The organism is Psychrobacillus sp. FSL W7-1457 (assembly GCF_038593405.1).
Taxonomy (GTDB): domain Bacteria; phylum Bacillota; class Bacilli; order Bacillales_A; family Planococcaceae; genus Psychrobacillus.
On sequence record NZ_CP151993.1, the window covers coordinates 2,744,174 to 2,765,047 of the forward strand.

Here is a 20,874-nt window from a genome sequence, read left to right on the forward strand (position 1 = left end):
ACATATTCTTTTACGTTCCTAAGCTTTTTATTTTAACCATTATGTCGTTTATACATCCATAGTAAGCCAGACTTCATTAATCTCGCAATGCGACCAGTAACTGAGATATCTGCCAAATAGGCAAATCCTTGTTTTTTCCCTAATGATCCCATGAAGCCTTTTAGTTTAATCTCTGGCATTTTCTCTGGAAGCGGTTGACCCTTCCAGCGTGCTTGTAGAACCTTAACTATTTGTTCTGCCTGTTCTTCTGCAAGCTGAGCACTTGGCGCAAAAGGTAAAGAAGCGCAATCTCCCACTACAAATACATTCTCATAGCTTGGCAAATCATGGTATTGAGTCAGAATAATGCGTCCTGTCTTATCCTTTTCACCTGGTAAAGCTCGTACTGGTGCTGCAGGCTGAATACCAGCAGTCCACACTACTACATCCACAGGGATTATTTCATCATGATTGTATAGTTTATTTGGCTCGACCTTCGTTATATTCGAGTTGCTAATAACGTCAACATCATTTGTATCAAACCATTTTTGTACAAAATTACTTAAGCGCTCTGGAAAGTCTCTTAACACACGAGGACTACGATCAAATAATTTAATCTTAAGGTCCGGTCTACTTTCGCGAAGTTCACTTGCAAGCTCGATCCCACTTAAGCCTGCTCCAACAATACCTACTATGGATCCAGCTGGAAGTCCACCGATCTTATTATAAGTGTCTCTTGAACGTCCTATTGTTTGAATACTATAAGTGTATTCCTCTGCACCCGGAACGTTATGATATTTATCCTCACAGCCTAACCCGATGACTAAATCATTGTAGGGAACAGTTTGTTCGCCTTGTAGAATCACTTGCTTGTTTTCTACATCGATTTTCTCAACTTCCCCATAAACAATATTTAGTTTGTTACTGTCTGGAAAAGCAACTCTTATATTTTGGTCAGATGAAGTTCCTGCAGCTAAAGCATAGAATTCTGTTTTTAAGCTATGAAATGGCGTACGATCTATTAATGTTATTTCTACATCATCCGGTAAATTATTTGGCAATAGGCGTAATAATACGCGCATATTACCGTATCCACCACCTAATAAGACTAATTTTCGCATAAATATTCTCCCTTTTCTTTCAATGTCTCCTCAAATTATAAATGATTGTGACAGTTTTCACAATACAACTTCTCAATTGACCTTTTAAAAAAAATAGAGTAGCATGACGATGTAGTGAGGTGACAGCTATGAATCCAATGGTTGAATTTTGTATAAGCAACCTTGCAAATGGTTCACAAGAGGCTTTTGATATATTAGAACAAGATCCAGATTTAGACGTACTAGAATATGGCTGTCTCAGCTATTGTTCTCTATGCTCTGAAACGCTATTCGCCATCGTAAATGGGGATGTAGTCGAAGGTAATTCCTCTGAAGATTTAGTGTCTAATATATACAAATATATTGAAGAAAATCCTTTGTTTTAAGAGCAAGCGCAAGAAAATCTGATTTTAAAATAATTTTTTAAACTAATAGAAAAAAAGGCACTCTTCTGTTCAAACGAACAGGAAGTGCCTTTTCTTCATTTTTCAATGCTATTATTTTATCCAATCATGTAAAGTTTCTAAGAAATGAGTCGGTTTTTTCAGTAACATCTGTAGCTCTTCCGTACGATTGACTCCTGTATTAACGTGAGCTGTATCAATTCCCATGTGTATGCCCGTTAGGATATCTGTTTGGTAGTTGTCTCCAATCATTACCATCTCTTCTTTTTTAAAACCATATTTATTTTGGATAAACTCCAGCATAAACGGCTGTGGCTTTCCAGTAAAAATCGGCTCAACACCAGTAGAATGTTCTACTAACTTCGTGAATGCACCATTCCCTGGAAGATACCCTCTCTCACTTGGAAACGCATGGTCACTATTAGTAGAAATAAATGCTGCTCCTGCTCGCACGGATAAACAAGCCTGCGCAAGCTTTTCATAATTGACTTGATGGTCTATTCCCATTACGACAACTTCTGCTACCTCATCAGTCGTCTCAATTCCAACGGAGGCTAGAGCATCTTTTAGTCCCTCTTCCCCGATCATGAAAACACTTTTCGCAGGATAATGCTCTGCAATATAGTTAGCTGCAGCAATACTAGAAGAAATGATCTGCTCCTCGGACGTCTGTATGTCCATCTTTGCAAGCTTCTGCTGTAGTTGCTTTTGAGTCATCGATGAATTATTTGTTACAAAGAAAGGCTCGATTCCGTTATTTTGTAAATAGTGCACGAAATCGACAGCTTCACGAATTGGTGTTTGTCCCTTATAAACAGTTCCATCTAAATCTAAAAAGTACGCTTTATAGACGGACATCAGAATCCTCCGGTAAAAATGCTGAAACTGGACCAAGCTCGTTAATCAAATAACTTTCTACTCTTTCAGGGAACTGTTTTAAATAAGGAAGGTTTTCTACTAATACGCTTTCTAATTGCTTATGGTCAACGGAAAAGAAATGTCTTACAAGCTCTTTTCTCATTTCAATCACAGCTTTTAATGGGGCATCCATTTCAGGTGTAATAACTTTTTCATCGGTCAAAATATCAATTATATCGTCATAGCCACCTGGATCTCTCATGATGAACCCATCAATCATCGAATTACCCACGTCTATTACACACTCAATCATATTTTGTCCAACTCGCTCTAAGGCTAACTTGGTAATTTCATTTTCATTCCAATCTTTACGATCATCTATTAACACTAACAATCCTCTCATATGCTTTAATGTCAGTGCTATACTTTTACGGTCCACAAAATACATGGTACAGCCTCCTAATTTCTTGTTTTCGTTGATATATACTTCTATTCTATAGTACCATAACTCTTAGGTAAGGAAGGAGTGTCAAGGGTGGAGCGTTTCTTTTTATATGATGATGTAGAAGATACAAAAACAAGATTTGTAGGTTTTACAGGAGAATCTCAGCGTTATGACTTAGCAATCGTACAGAGCTCTCGTTTTTTTGGAAAAGTTCTTGTAATGGATATTCAATATAATCGTTCAGCTATTATAGGTGCAGATGACGTGGAAGAACCAGGCTACTTAGAGCATATTTTTAATAGATCGGAAGAAGAAGCAATGGAGCTTAGAGAATATTTAAGAGAATTGCTTAGTTAACTAGTTCCCTTCTATAAGACAAGCTTTTTGGAAAGTTTGGTGAGTCTTTTAAGTTATATTAAAAGTAAGTTAATTAAAACACACTGAAAAAATGAGCTGGAAGCTATGCTTCTATGCTCATCTTTAGAACTTTTACATATAAATAAGAAACAGCCCTATTGAATTACTAAGGCTGTTTCTTATTTATATGTAAATTACTGTTTCTCAAAAAAGAGTTCAAACACTTAAAAACTAAACTTTCACTGCCAAAAAGGAAGCCAATAAATTCCAAATGCCATGTGCTATGATTGGTATCCAAATATTATTGAAACGGATTCCTAATATCCCTAATCCTAATGAAAGCCATATAATTTTATATGGGTCATCATGAATTAAAGCAAATATGACAGAAGACACGATTAGCATTAAATATTTTAGTTTATTATATGGTATTAATAAAAGTAATCCTCGGTATACAAGTTCCTCTTCAATGGGAACTATAATTACAACACGAATTAAAAGTAAAATAAAATAGGGAAATTCTAGCGGGGATGAATAAAATGTTAAACCAGAAACATCGGAAAACAATACCATCATGACATAAATCATTACTATAGTAGCAAAAATCCAAATATAGGTTTTCCCTTTTTTTAATGGTTCAACGTTAAATAAATAAGTATATTTCTTTCCAATCGTCATTAATAAGATTGATAAAAAAAGGATCGTTAATAAACTATTTTCAATGGATAAAACAACAAATTTAGGATAAATTCCTTTTAAAAAAGGAATTTGAGGTATTTCTACATTGGATATATAAAAAGTTAATAAAAACACTAAGAAAAATAAGAATATTTTCCTAAAAAAATCTCTTTTTTTCCTTCTATTATTTTGTTTATTTACTAGAAGTTCCCTTTTCAATTTATTTCTCTCCCCCAAAAGAAATACTGATATTCATACCATTTCAATTATATGAAGTTATGTCCCTTCATTTACTTATTCGACTTCATCACGCACACGATTGTTTAAGTCCCCTGTATTCTGTAATCAAATTTATCTTTATACAAGTTTAAATACTTATCTTCCATCTATATGGTGTCTTACTCTACCCACGTAGTGTCTAATGCTTTAATTACATAGTCAAATAAAGCATTTCTTTCTTATTCGTTACATTGTTAATTATATAAACTCTTCCATTCTTAAAATCTATATTCAATACTTTTGCTAAAAGTCCTTCTTATTCAACTATCCTACTTTTAATATTCTCCCAAAAGAAAACAGTTATAAAAGAGTTTTTTTGAACAATTCTCGCTTAACTGAATCATAAACCTCTTTGCGCATTAACCTTAGAAAACAATTTTACTTTTGTTTTCATTTAGAGAGGTATAACCAAGATAACAGAGAATTAATCATTATTGAATATAGGAGGGGAAGTAACAAAATGAGAGTGCTTGTACTAGTAATCGTATGCTTAATAGGTATACTTGTCGGCTGTACTGACCAGTCTGACTCGGATCAGACTCAAGAGATTCATGAGCTAAAAAAACAACTGGAGCAGCTTACAGAAGAAAAGGATAATCTTCAGGAGGAAAAAAAAGAACTGGAGCTGGCTATGAATGAAGAAGTGAATAAAGATTATTCTATGATTCTCGCAAAAGATATTGAAAAGTATCCTGTTGCACTTTATAAAACAACTAAAATCGACATCGATGGGGATGGTGAAGATGAAATAATTGAATTGCATGTGAATGCAGGAAAAATGGAGAACGGCCGTTATGCATGGGATGATGGGCAGAGGTGGTTGTTGGTCGTTAAAGACGGTGATAAAGCCTATCCTCTTTTTGATGAATATGTTCAATTAGGCTATATAGATTTTAGTACAACCATTTTTGAAAGAAAACCATTAATCGTCATGATTAAAGCGCAGCACTCTGATAGAACTGTACAGAGCTTTAAATTTGATAAAGATGAACAAGGATACTTGAAAGAAACATTTTACAAAAAAGAAAATACAAATAATCTCTATAATGAGACCGCATCTTATTCCTTTTTTCAGGAAGCATTTCAATTCATAGACATGGCTTTTACAACTAACGCCTCCTTTCTTCAAGAAAGTGAGAAAGATCTTCAAGATGATGAAAAGAGATGGCTTGCCATCGGTCCAATGCTAGAAGATATTAGTCATGCAGAGAGATTGTTGAAGATGGCCACTGACCTAAATCCAGAGCTAAATGTCTCTTTAGCCAACCTAATCAACTTACTTTACCAAATCGACAACAAGCCACCAACATCCGAGCAGATGAATCAATTAAAATCAATACAAGCTGTATTCAAGGAAATAGACACAGCTAATTTAATCTTAAAAGAAAAGTATCAAATACATCCAGACATTGTAGAAAAGGTTCACAAAGTGGAACTTATCCTTAATAATGACACTGAAACTAACTCCTGATGACTTATTCTATTATTTGCTCCAGCAAATTTCCAGCAGTGCGTCCAAACACTATGATGTTATGAGAAAAGGCTATGTTAAAGGTAAAGGCTGATTTAAAATAGATATAAAAATGAGCTAGGATAATTCTCCTGGCTCATTTTTCAAATCTAACTAACGTTTTTTCAGGCATTTCAATCTGTTCAATGTCAAAGTTATTGATTCGAAGCATTATCTCACCTACCTGCTTATCAGCCTCTTCTCCGACCCAACAACTATACAGTTCAAAATAATCACCTCTATCAATGTAACTGTCCATAATTTTACACAGTTCAATTAGCTTTTCTTTTGATTCGTCACATGTATTTTGGTTGATATATTTTGAAATCTCTATTCCCCAGTCACTTGATATTTCGTAAACAAAAGGAGTGGTAAATTGATGTTTTTTCACATCTCGTTGGTTATACTTATCTGAAAAACAGTCTCCTATTATAATCAAATCTTCTGACCCTTCATCGCTCAGAGGGATTTCTACATTACATCCAATATAGCTTGCTAAGCTCAATGCACTCTCTCCTTCCTGCTACCCGTTAGCATAACAAGAAATTCTTTAATCTTCACTCTTATGTTCTTTATAGTAGTCACTTTCCGTAAATTTATCATAATTTCCATCATGTTCTCTTTTTACTATAACAACTTTACTATCCTCGTTTGAGGTGTATATTCCTTCTCCAACTTCCAGAAAATTGGATGATAGATTATCCTTTGGCATTACTTCTTTATCAACTTTATTATTAACTTCTCCAATTTTATCTGCGACTGTGAATTCATTATTTTCAATATCACCTTGCCAAGTGTACTCTTTCCCATCAATTATCAAATATGCACCATAAGAACTTTCCGAGCTTCCACTATTACAACCAGACAACACAACTAAAACAAAAATAGGTATTAGTAATGATAGAATAGTTTTTCTAAGCATTTTAACTCCCCCTTCACCGATATAGGCGATTGAATTTTGCAATAGTGTCAAAATTAAAGCCAATCTACCACTTACATGCGACGTTTGTTGAATAAGTACAATTTCATTATCCATAACCAAATCCTTTAGGATGTGATTCATTCATCCATCTTAACTGTCCACTTTTTACGGAGATTGTATCTATGTTTAAGTGTAACCTCTCTATTTGAAATCCACTTTAAATCCCCTAGTTTTTGAACAAATGATAATTCATGAGGTCTATCTTTAAATAGTAATTCACTTTTTATAACCTCATTTGACTTTCGTTCTCTAATAATCATCGAAATAGTAATAAAATCAATATCGTGCTGGCAAAAAATTTCTGCTTTATGTTTTCTATCTGGAGAGGATTTCTGCTTCAAAGAGAATTCATTAACATAGTTTCTATCAATATTTTCCTTTGTGACTCGACTAAAAGGACTAATATCCCAAGAAAATTCATTTGCTATCAGTAATATTCCTTCGTTTATTTTTTCTAATATAAGTTTTTTCTTCTCGAAATTAGAAAAATTCCAGTAACAATTAAAATCTAATAATACATATACCTCAGTAAATCCTTCCGTAGTTTTAGGTACAATACTATGCATAGCTAAATCATTTACACATCTAATCATTATTTTTTTTGTTTTTTCTGTCTTAAAATTTCCTAATAAATCCAAATATAATGCTGCAATACATCTTACTTCATCACCAAACTTAACTTTATTTTCTTTCCAATTTTTTTCAAAATCTAATCTTACTGCTTCTTCTTCAGTTAAATTGTGATTGGATATCATATCAAGGATATATTCATAATTTTTTTTATATGGTAAATCTAGACCTATGTCTCTCAAATACATTAGAAATACCTACTTTCTTTATGTATAGCGTCATTTCTTATTATACTAACCTGAACCTTAAGTTTAAGTGTAACATTTCACAAAACAAAACCAACCCTAGCCTATAAGCCTTAGAAAAAAACCTTGAGCTAGATCATAACTGATCCTGCTCAAGGTTTTCTTTTTTATCTTTTACAAGCTCTAGAGTAACTGGTTTTGGAGCTACACCTGTTTTTTTAACGAGGAAATAAGCACAGCCAAAATTGCAATACTCGTACAAATAATCCTTCATCGTACTAATTTTCGTATCGAATGTTGCCTTTTGGTTACGATCCTCGAAAAATCCTTTTAGGCGAAGCTGACCATATCCCCAGTCTCCCATAATATAATCGTACTTTGTTAAAATTTCGCTGTAACGCTCCAAAAAAGCTTCCTCTTTAAACGCATCACGGTAATCTTCTATTACTTCATAAGTGAAGCCTTCTGCTATTATCATACATTCACCATCCATTAGCTATTACTCTTGAACAGCTAGTAATTCCTCACCTTGTTGCTGTCTTTGCTTCGCAGCAGCATTAACTTGCTCATCTGCATGATAGCTACTTCTTACAAGCGGGCCTGCCTCACAATGTGAAAAACCCTTACTCATTGCTATCTTACGCAATTCTCCAAACTCAGCTGGAGAATAATATTTTTGAACCTTTAAATGTTTTTTCGTAGGCTGCAAATATTGACCAATAGTCATAATATCAACGTTATTTGCACGTAAATCATCCATAACCTCAATGATTTCTTCAAACGTTTCCCCTAAACCTAGCATTAACGAAGACTTTGTAGGAATGCTTGGTTGCATTTCCTTTGCACGCTTTAATAATTCTAAAGAACGGTCATATTGTGCACGTGCTCTAACTCTAGGAGTTAATCGACGTACCGTTTCAATATTATGATTCAGGATATCTGGCTTCGCATCCATAATGTTACGGATGTTTTGCTCAATGCCCCCCATATCCGATGGAAGAACTTCAATTGTAGTAAAAGGATTTTTTCTTCGAATTGCACGGATCGTTTCTGCAAAAACCTCTGAGCCGCCATCTTTTAAGTCATCCCTTGCTACAGCCGTCACTACCGCATGCTTAAGATTCATAATAACAACTGAATCTGCCACACGTTCTGGCTCAGCTAAATCTAATTCATTTGGAAGGCCAGTTTTTACAGCACAGAAGCGACATGCTCTTGTACAAATTGCTCCAAGAATCATAAATGTAGCAGTACGACGAGATCCCCAGCACTCATGAATATTAGGGCATCTTGCCTCTTCACACACAGTATTTAGATTGTTTTCGCGCATTAATTTTTTTAAGCCTTTATAATCTTCATTCGTATTTAGCTTTATTTTGAGCCATTCAGGCTTGCGCTCATGTTGTTCTTTTGGTGGCTTACATGATGTCACGATTCCATCCCCCATTTCAAATAATCTGACTTCACTGTTGTCAATGTACCATATTATTTGAATTCAAACAACCTTCTAAAAAAGCTAAATAGAATACTTGTTCCCACTTTTATTACTAAGGGTCCAAAACCCAAATAATAGAATGAGGATTCCTACTACTGTTATTAATCCTATCATGACAGAGCCTGTCAATCCTAATACTAAGTATCCGATTGCAGCTATTATCGCACTAGTTATTGCATAAGGCAGCTGTGTCATCACATGATCAATGACATTAACTCCAGCTCCCGTAGCCGACATGATCGTAGTGTCCGAAATCGGTGAACAATGGTCTCCGAAAACTGCTCCTGCCAATACTGCTGCTAATACTGGTAGCAATAGCTGAGGATCGATTGCCATAATAATGCTTGCACCAATCGGAAGCAAGATACCAAACGAACCCCAGGATGAACCTGTAGCAAAGGCCATAAAAGCAGTCAGCACAAACAGTAATACTGGAATAATACCTACTGGGATATTATTTTCTGTAACAATCGTTGCAAGGAATGCACCTGTTTCTAAGGCTGTAATAAGGTAAGATAATGCCCATGCGAATACAAGAATCAAAATGGCAGGAAGCATAGATTGAATGCCTGTACGTAAAGCCTTCCACACGTAGCTCATGTTAGCATTTGGGTTAACCTTGAATTGGCGAGCGTATAACAGGAAAGCTAAAATACTTGCTACCAATCCAGCTATAAATAATGAAAAAGGAACATCTGTATTTTCAAAGATGACAAATATATCTAAACTTCCTCCGGACAACTGATAGCCCGTCCAGAACATCAACCCTAACGTCACCACTACTAAAGAGATGATTGGAAGTAATAAATCGATCACTTTCCCATACTGATTGTCAGGAAAATCTCCATCCATATCTCCCGGATTAGTTTTATTAGGATCAAATAATACTCCTGTTTCCTTCGCACGCTTTTCATGCTTCTTCATCTCAAATAAATCAAAATCTGTCCAAGCCGTAAAGAATACGATCGCCAAAGTAGCTATTACATAGAAGTTCATAGGCGCCATTGTGATAAAAGCTTCTAGCGGAGTATATTCTGTTACAGCATGTGTTGTGAAAATAACACCTAGCTGGCTTATCAAAAATGCTCCCCAGCTAGAAACTGGTGAGATTACACATATCGGTGCTGATGTAGAATCGATGAAATAGGCTAGCTTTGCACGAGAAACCTTATGCGAATCCGTAATTGGTCTTGCAATTTGCCCTACTGCTAATGCATTAAAATAATCGTCCACAAAAATAATGATTCCTAAAAAGGCTGTTAATAGTTTAGAGCCTCTTTTCGTTTTAATTCGCTTGATCGCCCAATTAGCGAAAGCTGTGCTTCCTCCTGACAGGCTGACAAAAGCAGTAACTACACCTAACAAGAGAATGAACAATAAAATATATATGTTATATACATTTAAACCCCCATCCCAAAAAGAGATTTTAAAGGAATTCCATAACATTAACAAAGATCCAACAGGGCTAAATTCCTCTACTAGTAAGGCTGCAGAAAGAATACCTGCTCCTAACGATAACAAGACCCTTTTTGTCAATAAAACCATGATGATTGCCAATAGCGGTGGCACTAACGAAAAAATTGTATTCTCCAAAACTGTTCCTCCTTGAAAATAGAAAAGCCAACCTATAGTATTTTATAGGTTGGCTTATACATGAAATTTTAGTTATAACACTTTGTTTCACTTTTGTAGCTCCCCATCTATATGTCCCCATATACATGACAGTGTTATTCTTGTTCAAAATAACCCCAACTAAGCATCCTTGACTAGACATACTTAGTTTCGGCAAAACTTCCTTTCTATTACGATCCTTGGAGTCACCCTCCCGTAACATACTATTAAGCAATGCGGCCTCTACCTATTTATTATTCATTTTTATCTATTCTAACAGTAATTTAAGAAAAATGAAGTTTTTTTAATCTTCCGGTAACGGTATAGGTACCTCCACCGATGGAGCAGCCGACCCATCCCCACCTGTATAAATGTGAGGAACCTGCCCTTGTACTAGACCCATGGCTACTGGTATATTCTGTTCCACTACACTCATTTTACTAGCAAGCGGGACGATGATTTGTACGTTCACCTTAATGTGGATACTAATTTCTACATACGCATTATTAATACCGAACTCGGTAATAGTAGGCACCACATTTGACTGAACGTTTCCGATCACGTGGAATCGAATAGGTATTTTTGGACCTAAATTCCCGATCAAAGGTATATTCGTTGCTTGCCCCATCGGAACAAAAAATACGACTCCACCTTGGTCTTCCATTGTTTGCTTATCATACTCAATATCATCCAAGTAAGGAAGACTTGATAAATTCCCTTGTTCAGCCTGTTCTAAATGGGATTGTACTAAACTATTTGTATCAGATAGCACTCGGTTAATAATTTCTGTATTGAATTTGGTTGTAACCATATTTTTGCTATCCGAAGGAACCTCTTCAATAATATCGTTTACATCTAGAACATTTGCTGTACGCGAGTTAATCGCCTTACTTATTACCATAGAGGCAATCTTGTTAGTTTGCACCTCAGCATATTGTAAATAAGTGGGAGTCAGTTGCGCATTTATATAATAAAATACGTAAGCCACTGACAATAAAAAGCATGTTAAAAAGATGGCTAATTTGCGTTGAGTGCTAAAAAATATGAAACGCTTCTTCTTTTTGCGATAAAACAACGAAAAAACCTCCTCATTACTTTTATGTAACGAGGAGGTCTATTATGCCCTACATTTATTCTCTTCCTTTATTCCATACCATTTTATAACGTCCCGTATAGTTTCTGGCATAATATATTGTTTCTTCGCGGTCTTAAAAGAAGGAAAGAAAAATCCAAAAGTAAACATGTCTAGCGTCGCCAGCCGGTACGTTTGATGTAACGTTAATGGCTCACCTTTAATCAAAAGCTGCCCATGCATATCTTGTTCAACCTGTTCAAATAAAATAGCCCCTAAATACTTACCACGAAATCCGAGACCCTTCACTTCTAAATTTGGCCATTTTTCGTTTTTTGAAAGCTCCATCACCTCTAGCAGCTCAGCTCCACTTAATGTAACGATACATGGATTAATGGGGTGAGGCAGGCATTGATGTAGATCCCAAGCAGTGACAGGTCCCTCCGGTAAATCCTTTAAGAAAATTCCTGCAGGAAACATGGCACAATCTGCATTCGTGTATGCTAGCAATGCCTTTCCAAAGAAATTCGCTAACTCAGACCCATTGAACCACTCTTTTTTTAACAAGGAATTGCTTGTAAAAACAGGATAAGATAGCTTTTCTTTACCGATTCGCTCCCAATTTTCCATCGTGTGTCCTGCATTTTGAGGGACTGGCAACTCGTCTGTAGGGTAGACAACAGCCTGTTTAGAAACAACTCTTTTCATGGAATGGTCATATTCAAGACTCACATAGCCCACATACATCCCAAATTTCCCTGTAGCGGCCTGCAATGTATTCCCAACCATTTTCCCTTCCTCGAACAAATGATGCGTGTGTGCTCCTAAAATTAAGTCCAGAGACGGTATCAGCTCACATAGCTCTTCATCCTTAGACTTTCCTAAATGAGACATACAAATAAGGACATCGACATGAGGAGAAATCTGATCAGCAACTGCCTGCAGTCTAGGAAGAGGATCCTGCAATCTCCACCCAAGCTTTTCATAATAAACACTATAATCCGCAGTAGCAGCTATAATCCCAATTCGTATTCCAGAGGCCGTCTGATGAATTTTATAAGGCTTCACCCACCTAGGGATATTCCCTTCCAAATCCGTAAAATTGGAAACTATGACCTCGAATTTAGCCTGTTCATATAATGAATCCAATTCTTCGTGACTCAATGTGATTCCTTCATTGTTTCCAATCGTTGCATAATCATATCGGGCTTCATTTAAGAGCTTCACGTTCCCCTTCCCAAGTGTTCCCTCTGTGTATATATTCGAGCGATCCACATGATCACCGATATCTAATATCAGAGAGGAATCGCTTGCATGCTTTTTACGTCTTTCAGAGAGAAAGTGATGGATAGACGGCCAATTTTCTAAATGACTATGTAAATCATTTGTATGATAAATATGAATGGTCTCTCTCAGCTTTCTCACCTCTTTTTTATACGGGCTATCGCTCGCCTTTATTAAAATAGCCCATCTATAATAGATCTTATTCCTAGCAATAGCAGTACTATTCTAAGTGCTGTAACAAGTGTTTCCGAGTTTAGCTTTTTATTGAGCTTAGCACCTATCTTAGCGCCAATATAGGCAGCAGGGATGACAGGTATCGTATATAGCCATGGTACGTTTCCTAAAGATATATGTGTAGCAGAGTTCACAATAGACGATAAAAAGACCATAAACATAGACGTTCCGACTGCCACATGGGGCGGAAACAGAAATAATAGAATCATGGCCGGCACAATCATCGAGCCTCCACCAATTCCAAACAACCCGGAAGCAAAACCTATAAAAAAGGTTAAAGCTAGTGCAAACCAGACTGGATATCCATATACATATGTATTTTCCCCATCCTCAAAGGTACGCTTCTTGCCATGCTTGACAAACCATTGAACGGGCTTCAAATATTTACGAACTAGCAAAAGAACGGATAAAATGACAAGCAATATACCAAAGTATAGGTTAAACGAAGGGAGATCTAATCCTTTGTTTACCCAAGCACCTAAAATGGTTCCCGGGATACTTCCTATAAAAAATATAAATCCACTTTTAAAATCCACCGTCTTAGACTTCATATAAGAAAGCGTAGAAGACAGACCAATAAAAATCATCATAACAACAGATAAACCTACAACACTCTGAGGCGTAATATTAGGAATCAAATCCAGCGTCGTACCAAGGAATAGCACGGCTGGTACTAAAATAACTCCGCCTCCTAATCCCACTAGTGCACCGATCGTCCCTGAAAAAAGCCCGCTCAGTACTAATAAAAACCATTCCATTTAAAAATCCCCTTCGAAAAGATTTAATTGCTTAGGCGCAAGTCCATCAAATTCTAAATTAAGCATTTGCTGAAAGGCTTTAGCATTTTTAGCAGCATGACCACCAGAGTTATTATTGAATACAACAAGCACCTCGGAAGCCTGCTTAGATAAAACCTCACAAACTGACTGAATATAAGCAAGCTCCTGCTCATTATAATCATATAAATAGCGGACTTCTCTCCACTTTTCGTTGTTCCCTGGATTCTTCCACCCATAAAAGTTTCTCCCATGTAGACGGACCAACACTTTATCAGAAGTAGCAACCGGCACTACAGGTATGCTGCCTTCACCATTTTGTGGCTCATCGCAGACACTATGATGAAAATGATTATCCTTTAAAAATTGAAGAGTCGAATCCTTATACTCCGGAAGATACCAGGACTGGTGGCGAAACTCAATGACCACCTCAAAATCCTTTAGCTCCTCTCGAATTCTTCTCATATACTGCACATTATCCTTCTCACACTCAAACCAAGGTGGAAACTGAACAAGCACCATCGCAAGCTTCCCCGCATCCTTAAGCGGCCCAAGCATCTGACGATAGCTTTCAAACATTTCCTCTGGAGACTTAAAAGGATTCTCCCCTCTCAAATGCCCTGTCATCCCTTGATAGGCTTTCACGATAAACTGAAAATTATCAGGTGTCTCCCGAATCCACTTTTCTATATTTCGCTGCGGCTGAATCGCATAAAACGATGCATCCAACTCGACAATCGGAAAATGTGCACTATAATCCTGCAGCTTCTCCCTAGGCGAAGAAACATAAAGATCTGGATGATCCCCCCAACCAGTTAACCCAATTTTTATCATCAAACCACCTCTTTGCTATTACTATTTATCATATCATTTCCCTCATCAAACAGACAAAAAAACGAGTTGATGGAAAGTGTTTATGTGTTGCGGGAAAATAAAGTGTTGCAGATAATCTAAAAGTGTTGCATTTTTCTCTGTAAGTGTTGCGATTATTACTCCAACTGTTGCGCTATTCTGAGTAAGTGTTGCAGTTTCGAGCTGAAGAGTTGCGCGTATTGCTTGAACTGTTTGATAAAGTGGAGAAAAAGATAAATAAAATATCTCATTCTTCACCTATAATAGAATGTGGTATGTCATTACCAATTATTTCTTTTACAAAATCGATATAAGGTCTTGAAACAACCCTCGGATTTATATTAGTTTTTCGAACTATAAAATCTTCCTCATAAAAAACCGCTTGAGTTGTCATATCCATGGCAAATTGTTGCGCGTACCTAATAGTATTCTGGTCATCGTTGGTCCCATTCCCAACTAAATATATCAAGTTAACATTTTTATCTAGTTCTAAATCTTTATATAGGATTAAGTAGCCTAAAACTTCTCTAGCTCTTTGATCAACATAGATGCTAAAGTCAGCAGAGTTATTAATTCCTAGAATGAAGAAAAACTCGAAATTTGTATTACGTATTAGTCTAGTGAAAGAATAACTTTCAAAGTTTTTCATATTAATTTCTCCAATACTACTTATTTTATAGTTACTATACCTATATTAATAAAGATAACACAAGTTAAATTACACCAAATTAAAATGAGCTTGGTGATACATTTCCCAGTTCATAAGCATTTTAAATTTTCACGTTTAATATAGCCCAAAAAAAGAAGACGAACTATAAAGTTCGCCTTCTCCTAAATCAAATCGCCACAAACTTGAGACGACTAATTATTGAATTATTAACCGATTGAACCTTCCATCTCAAACTTGATAAGACGGTTCATTTCTACTGCATATTCCATTGGAAGTTCTTTTGTGAATGGCTCGATGAAGCCCATTACGATCATTTCAGTTGCTTCTTCTTCGCTAAGTCCACGACTCATCAAGTAGAATAATTGTTCCTCTGACACTTTAGAAACTTTCGCTTCATGCTCTAGAGAAATATTATCGTTCAAGATTTCGTTGTATGGAATTGTATCAGAAGTAGACTGATTATCCATGATTAAAGTATCACATTCAATGTTAGCACGTGCTCCCGTTGCTTTACGTCCAAAGTGAACGATTCCGCGGTATGTTACTTTACCACCTTGTTTAGAAATAGATTTCGAAACAATAGTAGAAGAAGTATTTGGAGCTAAATGCATCATTTTAGCACCAGCATCTTGGTGTTGTCCTTTACCAGCGATAGCGATAGAAAGTGTCATTCCACGTGCGCCTTCACCTTTAAGGATAACTGCTGGATATTTCATTGTAAGCTTAGAACCAATGTTACCATCAATCCATTCCATCGTTGCGTTAGCATCACAAACAGCACGTTTTGTAACTAAGTTATATACGTTGTTTGCCCAGTTTTGGATAGTAGTGTAACGGCAATAAGCATCTTTTTTGATGATAATTTCAACTACTGCACTGTGAAGTGAGTTAGTTGTGTAAACAGGAGCTGTACATCCTTCAACATAATGTACAGAAGCACCTTCATCAACAATGATCAGTGTACGTTCGAATTGACCCATATTTTCTGAGTTAATACGGAAGTATGCTTGAAGTGGAGTATCCACTTTTATACCTGGTGGTACATAGATAAATGATCCGCCTGACCAAACTGCTGAGTTAAGTGCAGAAAATTTGTTGTCAGAAGAAGGGATTACTGTACCAAAGTGTTTTTTGAAAAGGTCTTCGTTTTCACGAAGAGCAGAGTCAGTATCTTTAAATACGATTCCCAAGTCTTCAAGCTCTTGCTTCATGTTATGATAAACAACCTCTGATTCATACTGTGCAGAAACACCGGCAAGGTATTTTTGTTCTGCTTCAGGAATACCTAATTTATCAAAAGTAGCTTTTATTTCTTCTGGTACTTCATCCCAAGATTTTTCTGTTTGTTCAGATGGTTTTACATAATATGTGATTTCATCAAAATTTAATGGTTCTAAATCTCCGCCCCATTGTGGCATTGGCTTAGAGTAGAAAATTTCTAATGCTTTTAAGCGATAGTCTAACATCCATTGTGGTTCATTCTTCATACGGGAAATTTCTTCAACGATATCTTTCGTTAAACCACGTTTTGAACGGAAAATGGATACGTCTTTATCGTGGAAGCCATATTTGTAATCACCAATTTCAGGCATTTTTTTTGCCATCGTATTTCCTCCGTTCTGATTTTATTTCTTTTCTTCTGAAACGCCTTTTTCCATTGCTTTCCATGCAAGAGTTGCACATTTGATACGTGCTGGAAATTTAGATACGCCGTTTAAAGCCTCGATATCTCCGAGGTCAATAGAATCGTCATATTCCTTTCCAAGCATCATGTCAGAAAAGATTTGGGAAAGCTTTAGCGCTTCATCTATATTTTTACCTTTGATCGCTTGCGTCATCATAGATGCAGAAGACATAGAAATAGAACATCCTTCACCATCGAATTTTGCGTTTTGTACAACGCCATCCTCCACTTGAATAGTCAAGTGGATACGATCTCCACAGGTAGGGTTATTCATGTCTATTGTCAATGCGCCATCCTCAATACTACCTTTATTGCGAGGATTTTTGTAATGATCCATAATTACTTGTCGATATAATTGATCTAAATTAGAAGACATCTCCAAAATACTCCTTAGCAGTGCGTAAGCCGGCAACGAGAAGATCTACATCCTCTTCAGAGTTATAAATGTAGAAGCTTGCTCTAGCAGTTGCAGTAGCTTTTAACCACTTCATAAGTGGCTGCGCACAGTGATGTCCTGCACGAATAGCAATACCATTCATATCAAGGACTGTTGCGACATCGTGAGGATGTACTTCATCTAAATTAAAGGTAACAATTCCAGCTCGCTTCAAAGGATCTTGAGGTCCGTAGATTGTTAAGCCTTCGATTGTATACATTTTTTCCATAGCATAGGCAGCTAGCTCATGCTCATGTTTTTCGATTTCAGATAAACCGATTTCTTCAAGAAAATCTATAGCAGCAGCTAAACCGATTGCTCCGGCAATGATTGGTGTCCCACCTTCAAATTTCCAAGGTAGCTCCTTCCATGTAGACTCTTGTAAGCCTACAAAGTCAATCATTTCTCCACCAAATTCAATTGGCTCCATTGCATCAAGTAAAGCCTCTTTCCCGTAAAGAACACCGATACCGGTTGGACCACACATTTTGTGCCCAGAAAAGGCTAGAAAATCACAATCTAACGCTTGTACATCGAGCTTCAAGTGAGGAGCAGCCTGTGCACCGTCCACTACCATTACAGCTCCATGGTCATGGGCGATTTGAGTAATTTCTTTAATAGGATTCATCGTGCCTAATACATTAGAAACGTATACGACAGATACAATCTTAGTCTTTTCTGTAATTGTTTCACGAACTTTTTCCAAAGATAATGTACCATCTTCTTCTAAGTCGATATATTTAAGCGTCGCTCCCGTTATCTTCGCCAATTGCTGCCAAGGAATAATGTTAGAGTGATGCTCCATATACGTGATAACAATTTCGTCGCCTTCTTTTACGTTTGCAAGACCGTAGCTTTGTGCCACTGTATTAATTGCCGTAGTAGTACCACGAGTGAAGATTACTTCCTTCGTTGATTTAGCATTGATAAAGTTACGAACCTTTTCACGGGCACCTTCATAACTTTCCGTAGCTCGGTTACCAAGTGTATGCACACCACGGTGAACGTTGGAGTTATCAAACTCGTAGTACTTTCTAATAGCCTCAATGACTTGAGTGGGCTTTTGAGAAGTAGCTCCGCTATCTAAATATACAAGTGGATGACCATTAACTTCTTGATTAAGAATTGGAAAATAGCTTCGAATCTCTTTTATATTGAGCATTAGCGAACTTTCCTTTCAATTACCTCCGTCAGCTGTTTCTTCACGCCTTCGATTGGTAGTTCATTTACTACTGGTGCAAGGAATCCATGAATTACTAGACGCTCTGCATTTTGTTTAGAAATACCACGACTCATCAAGTAGTACAGCTGAAGTGGGTCAACGCGACCAACAGATGCAGCATGACCTGCTGTTACATCGTCCTCGTCGATTAATAAAATTGGGTTAGCATCTCCGCGAGCTTTTTCGCTTAACATTAGAACACGAGATTCTTGTTCAGCGTTAGCTTTTGTAGCACCAAATTCAATTTTACCAACACCGTTGAAGATAGAAGATGCAGCATCCTTCATAACACCATGTTTAAGGATTTGTCCTTCCGTATGTTTACCCCAGTGAATAACTTTTGTTGTAAAGTTTTGTTTTTGAGTTCCACGACCTACAACAACCATTTTTACATGACCTTCTGAATTGTCCCCAACTAAATGAGTAACATTTTCAGAAATAGTATCACTATCGTTCATCATTCCAAGAGCCCATTCAATTACAGCATCACGGCTAGTTACTCCACGACGGTTAACATAAGTAGTAAATCCTTCTGCAAGAACGTCTACTGTACCGAAAGTAACTTTTGCATTATCCTTCACAATTACTTCAGAAATAATGTTAGCTAAACCGTTTGAATGTTCAACTGTAGACAAATAGTTTTCCACATAAGTCACTGAACTGTTTTCATCCGCCACAAGCAATGTGTGGTTGAATAAAGAAGCAGTTTCGTTGTCATGTAGATAAATAACTTGAACAGGTTCTTCAATTACAACATTTTTCGGTACGTATACAAATACTCCACCGTTTAATAATGCAGCATGAAGTGCAGTTAATTTGTGTTCATTAACTTTAACGCCATCTGTCATGAAATATTTTTGTAATAGCTCGCCATGTTCGCGTGCAGCAGTATAAATATCAGTAATGATCACACCTTGTGCTTTTAAATTATCTGTTACAGATAGATAAGCGGGTGTATTGTTGTGTTGAATATAAATATTTTTTTGCTCATCTGAATGAACAAGCGCCTTCACTTCTTCAGGAAGTTCATCCAATGAAGAGAATGTAGTGCTTTCTACAGTATGAGCAGGAAATTCAGTGAAATTCCAATTTGTAATTTTAGTTTTGTCTGGTGTTGGCATTGGAAGTGTTTCCACTTGACCTAAAGCAGCAAGACGAAGTTCCGTCATCCAGCTTGGTTCTTGGTGACCTTCTGAAAAGGAGCGAATATCCTGTTCGGTTAATGCCAATTTCGTTTCAACCGTCATGTCATGCGTCCCCTTTCTTATGCTTCTTGTCCAACTGTCTCGTCTTCAATTCCTAATTCTTCTTTAATCCAGTCATAACCTTGAGCTTCTAATTTTTGAGCTAGCTCAGGACCGCCAGATTTAACAACGCGCCCTTGCATCATTACATGCACATGGTCTGGAGTGATGTAGTTAAGTAAACGTTGGTAGTGAGTGATGATTAAGCTACCAAAGCCTTCTCCACGCATTTCATTGATCCCTTTAGATACAACTTTAAGTGCATCGATATCTAGACCAGAGTCAATTTCATCTAAAATAGCAAATTTAGGCTTAAGCATCATTAATTGAAGAATCTCGTTACGTTTTTTCTCTCCACCTGAGAATCCTTCATTTAAATAACGTTGTGCCATATCAAGATCCATTTCTAGGAATTCCATCTTGCTGTCTAATTCGCGGATGAATTTCATAAGAGAAATTTCATCGCCTTCTTCACGACGAGAATTAATAGCTGAACGCAAGAAGTCTGCATTAGTTACTCCAGTGATTTCACTTGGATATTGCATTGCAAGGAACAAACCAGCTTGAGCACGCTCGTCCACTTCCATTTCTAATACGTCTTCACCATCTAATTCAACTGAACCAGAAGTAACTTCATATTTAGGATGACCCATGATAGCTGAAGCCAAAGTAGACTTACCAGTACCGTTTGGACCCATGATAGCGTGAATTTCATTTGTGTTAAGGGATAAATTAACACCTTTTAAGATCTCTTTACCGTCGATAGCGACGTGTAAATCCTTAATAACTAAAGTCGACATTTAATAACCTCCATTAAGTAACTAGAAATGTATAACCATTCTAATTTATTATCATTCTAATCTTAACTCAAACTGAAGTCCCTTGCA

At 36.7% G+C, this 20,874-nt stretch carries 23 protein-coding genes and 1 riboswitch; of the genes, 3 read left to right on the forward strand and 20 right to left on the reverse strand.

Annotation, left to right across the window (positions count from 1 at the left end; genetic code table 11):
• Nucleotides 1-32 precede the first annotated feature (32 nt).
• Nucleotides 33-1,100, reverse strand: a complete 1,068-nt coding sequence (locus tag NSQ95_RS13455) for an NAD(P)/FAD-dependent oxidoreductase (RefSeq protein ID WP_298468796.1) — start codon at nt 1,098-1,100, stop codon at nt 33-35.
• Nucleotides 1,101-1,228: 128 nt separating this feature from the next.
• Between NSQ95_RS13455 and NSQ95_RS13460 the strand changes: the two genes are divergently transcribed.
• On the forward strand, nt 1,229-1,465 hold the full coding sequence (locus NSQ95_RS13460) for a YuzB family protein (protein WP_169359647.1): 237 nt from the start codon (nt 1,229-1,231) through the stop codon (nt 1,463-1,465).
• Nucleotides 1,466-1,576: 111 nt separating this feature from the next.
• On the opposite strand, the gene NSQ95_RS13465 is transcribed toward NSQ95_RS13460, so the two are convergent.
• Both NSQ95_RS13465 and NSQ95_RS13470 read right to left on the reverse strand, forming a co-directional pair.
• On the reverse strand, nt 1,577-2,341 hold the full coding sequence (locus NSQ95_RS13465) for a TIGR01457 family HAD-type hydrolase (protein WP_342559737.1): 765 nt from the start codon (nt 2,339-2,341) through the stop codon (nt 1,577-1,579).
• Nucleotides 2,328-2,789, reverse strand: a complete 462-nt coding sequence (locus NSQ95_RS13470) for a DUF86 domain-containing protein (RefSeq protein ID WP_342559738.1) — start codon at nt 2,787-2,789, stop codon at nt 2,328-2,330. The genes NSQ95_RS13465 and NSQ95_RS13470 overlap by 14 nt, the downstream gene beginning before the upstream one ends.
• A gap of 87 nt (nt 2,790-2,876) precedes the next feature.
• On the opposite strand from NSQ95_RS13470, the gene NSQ95_RS13475 reads away from it, so the two are divergent.
• Complete coding sequence (locus tag NSQ95_RS13475; protein WP_342559739.1) at nt 2,877-3,143, forward strand: DUF3055 domain-containing protein; 267 nt, start codon at nt 2,877-2,879, stop codon at nt 3,141-3,143.
• Nucleotides 3,144-3,374: 231 nt separating this feature from the next.
• Here the strand turns inward: NSQ95_RS13475 and NSQ95_RS13480 are convergent, their stop codons facing one another.
• Nucleotides 3,375-4,040, reverse strand: a complete 666-nt coding sequence (locus tag NSQ95_RS13480) for a CPBP family intramembrane glutamic endopeptidase (RefSeq protein WP_342559740.1) — start codon at nt 4,038-4,040, stop codon at nt 3,375-3,377.
• A gap of 520 nt (nt 4,041-4,560) precedes the next feature.
• Here NSQ95_RS13480 and NSQ95_RS13485 point away from each other — a divergent pair.
• Nucleotides 4,561-5,571, forward strand: coding sequence for a hypothetical protein (locus tag NSQ95_RS13485; RefSeq protein ID WP_342559741.1), 1,011 nt, complete (start codon nt 4,561-4,563; stop codon nt 5,569-5,571).
• Nucleotides 5,572-5,707: 136 nt separating this feature from the next.
• Here NSQ95_RS13485 and NSQ95_RS13490 read toward each other — a convergent pair whose 3' ends face one another.
• From NSQ95_RS13490 to sufC, 16 genes are all read right to left on the reverse strand, one after another.
• Nucleotides 5,708-6,115: a hypothetical protein gene (locus NSQ95_RS13490; protein ID WP_342559742.1), complete on the reverse strand. Its 408-nt coding sequence runs from the start codon at nt 6,113-6,115 to the stop codon at nt 5,708-5,710.
• Nucleotides 6,116-6,160: 45 nt separating this feature from the next.
• Nucleotides 6,161-6,646 (reverse strand): hypothetical protein, encoded by a 486-nt coding sequence (locus tag NSQ95_RS13495; protein WP_342559743.1) that lies wholly within the window; start codon nt 6,644-6,646, stop codon nt 6,161-6,163.
• 23 nt (nt 6,647-6,669) lie between these two features.
• Nucleotides 6,670-7,410, reverse strand: coding sequence for a hypothetical protein (locus tag NSQ95_RS13500; protein ID WP_342559744.1), 741 nt, complete (start codon nt 7,408-7,410; stop codon nt 6,670-6,672).
• A gap of 133 nt (nt 7,411-7,543) precedes the next feature.
• Nucleotides 7,544-7,885, reverse strand: coding sequence for a YutD family protein (locus NSQ95_RS13505; RefSeq protein ID WP_340885892.1), 342 nt, complete (start codon nt 7,883-7,885; stop codon nt 7,544-7,546).
• A 21-nt stretch (nt 7,886-7,906) separates the two neighbouring features.
• Nucleotides 7,907-8,854 (reverse strand): lipoyl synthase, encoded by a 948-nt coding sequence (gene lipA, locus NSQ95_RS13510; RefSeq protein WP_205964058.1) that lies wholly within the window; start codon nt 8,852-8,854, stop codon nt 7,907-7,909.
• Nucleotides 8,855-8,923: 69 nt separating this feature from the next.
• A complete protein-coding gene (locus tag NSQ95_RS13515) occupies nt 8,924-10,495 on the reverse strand; it encodes a Na+/H+ antiporter NhaC family protein (RefSeq protein WP_251556625.1) in 1,572 nt (523 codons plus the stop codon).
• An 88-nt stretch (nt 10,496-10,583) separates the two neighbouring features.
• Nucleotides 10,584-10,767, reverse strand: a riboswitch (Lysine riboswitch).
• A gap of 50 nt (nt 10,768-10,817) precedes the next feature.
• Entirely contained in the window at nt 10,818-11,588 is a 771-nt protein-coding gene (gene yunB, locus NSQ95_RS13520; RefSeq protein WP_169359637.1) for a sporulation protein YunB, read from the reverse strand.
• Between the two features lie 42 nt (nt 11,589-11,630).
• The gene (locus NSQ95_RS13525) at nt 11,631-13,010 is read right to left on the reverse strand and encodes a bifunctional UDP-sugar hydrolase/5'-nucleotidase (RefSeq protein ID WP_342559745.1); all 1,380 of its coding nucleotides are present in this window, start codon (nt 13,008-13,010) and stop codon (nt 11,631-11,633) included.
• 32 nt (nt 13,011-13,042) lie between these two features.
• On the reverse strand, nt 13,043-13,861 hold the full coding sequence (locus NSQ95_RS13530; RefSeq protein ID WP_169359636.1) for a sulfite exporter TauE/SafE family protein: 819 nt from the start codon (nt 13,859-13,861) through the stop codon (nt 13,043-13,045).
• Complete coding sequence (locus tag NSQ95_RS13535; protein WP_169359635.1) at nt 13,862-14,713, reverse strand: DUF72 domain-containing protein; 852 nt, start codon at nt 14,711-14,713, stop codon at nt 13,862-13,864.
• Between the two features lie 265 nt (nt 14,714-14,978).
• Nucleotides 14,979-15,380 (reverse strand): hypothetical protein, encoded by a 402-nt coding sequence (locus NSQ95_RS13540; protein ID WP_342559746.1) that lies wholly within the window; start codon nt 15,378-15,380, stop codon nt 14,979-14,981.
• Between the two features lie 227 nt (nt 15,381-15,607).
• Entirely contained in the window at nt 15,608-17,005 is a 1,398-nt protein-coding gene (sufB, locus tag NSQ95_RS13545) for a Fe-S cluster assembly protein SufB (RefSeq protein ID WP_340882833.1), read from the reverse strand.
• Between the two features lie 21 nt (nt 17,006-17,026).
• Nucleotides 17,027-17,461 (reverse strand): Fe-S cluster assembly sulfur transfer protein SufU, encoded by a 435-nt coding sequence (gene sufU / locus NSQ95_RS13550; RefSeq protein ID WP_169359632.1) that lies wholly within the window; start codon nt 17,459-17,461, stop codon nt 17,027-17,029.
• The gene (locus NSQ95_RS13555; RefSeq protein WP_340882829.1) at nt 17,451-18,683 is read right to left on the reverse strand and encodes a cysteine desulfurase; all 1,233 of its coding nucleotides are present in this window, start codon (nt 18,681-18,683) and stop codon (nt 17,451-17,453) included. The genes sufU and NSQ95_RS13555 overlap by 11 nt, the downstream gene beginning before the upstream one ends.
• On the reverse strand, nt 18,683-19,990 hold the full coding sequence (gene sufD, locus NSQ95_RS13560; RefSeq protein ID WP_340882828.1) for a Fe-S cluster assembly protein SufD: 1,308 nt from the start codon (nt 19,988-19,990) through the stop codon (nt 18,683-18,685). Before sufD ends, NSQ95_RS13555 begins: the two co-directional genes overlap by 1 nt.
• Nucleotides 19,991-20,007: 17 nt before the next feature.
• On the reverse strand, nt 20,008-20,787 hold the full coding sequence (sufC, locus tag NSQ95_RS13565) for a Fe-S cluster assembly ATPase SufC (protein ID WP_169359629.1): 780 nt from the start codon (nt 20,785-20,787) through the stop codon (nt 20,008-20,010).
• Between the last annotated feature and the right edge of the window lie 87 nt (nt 20,788-20,874).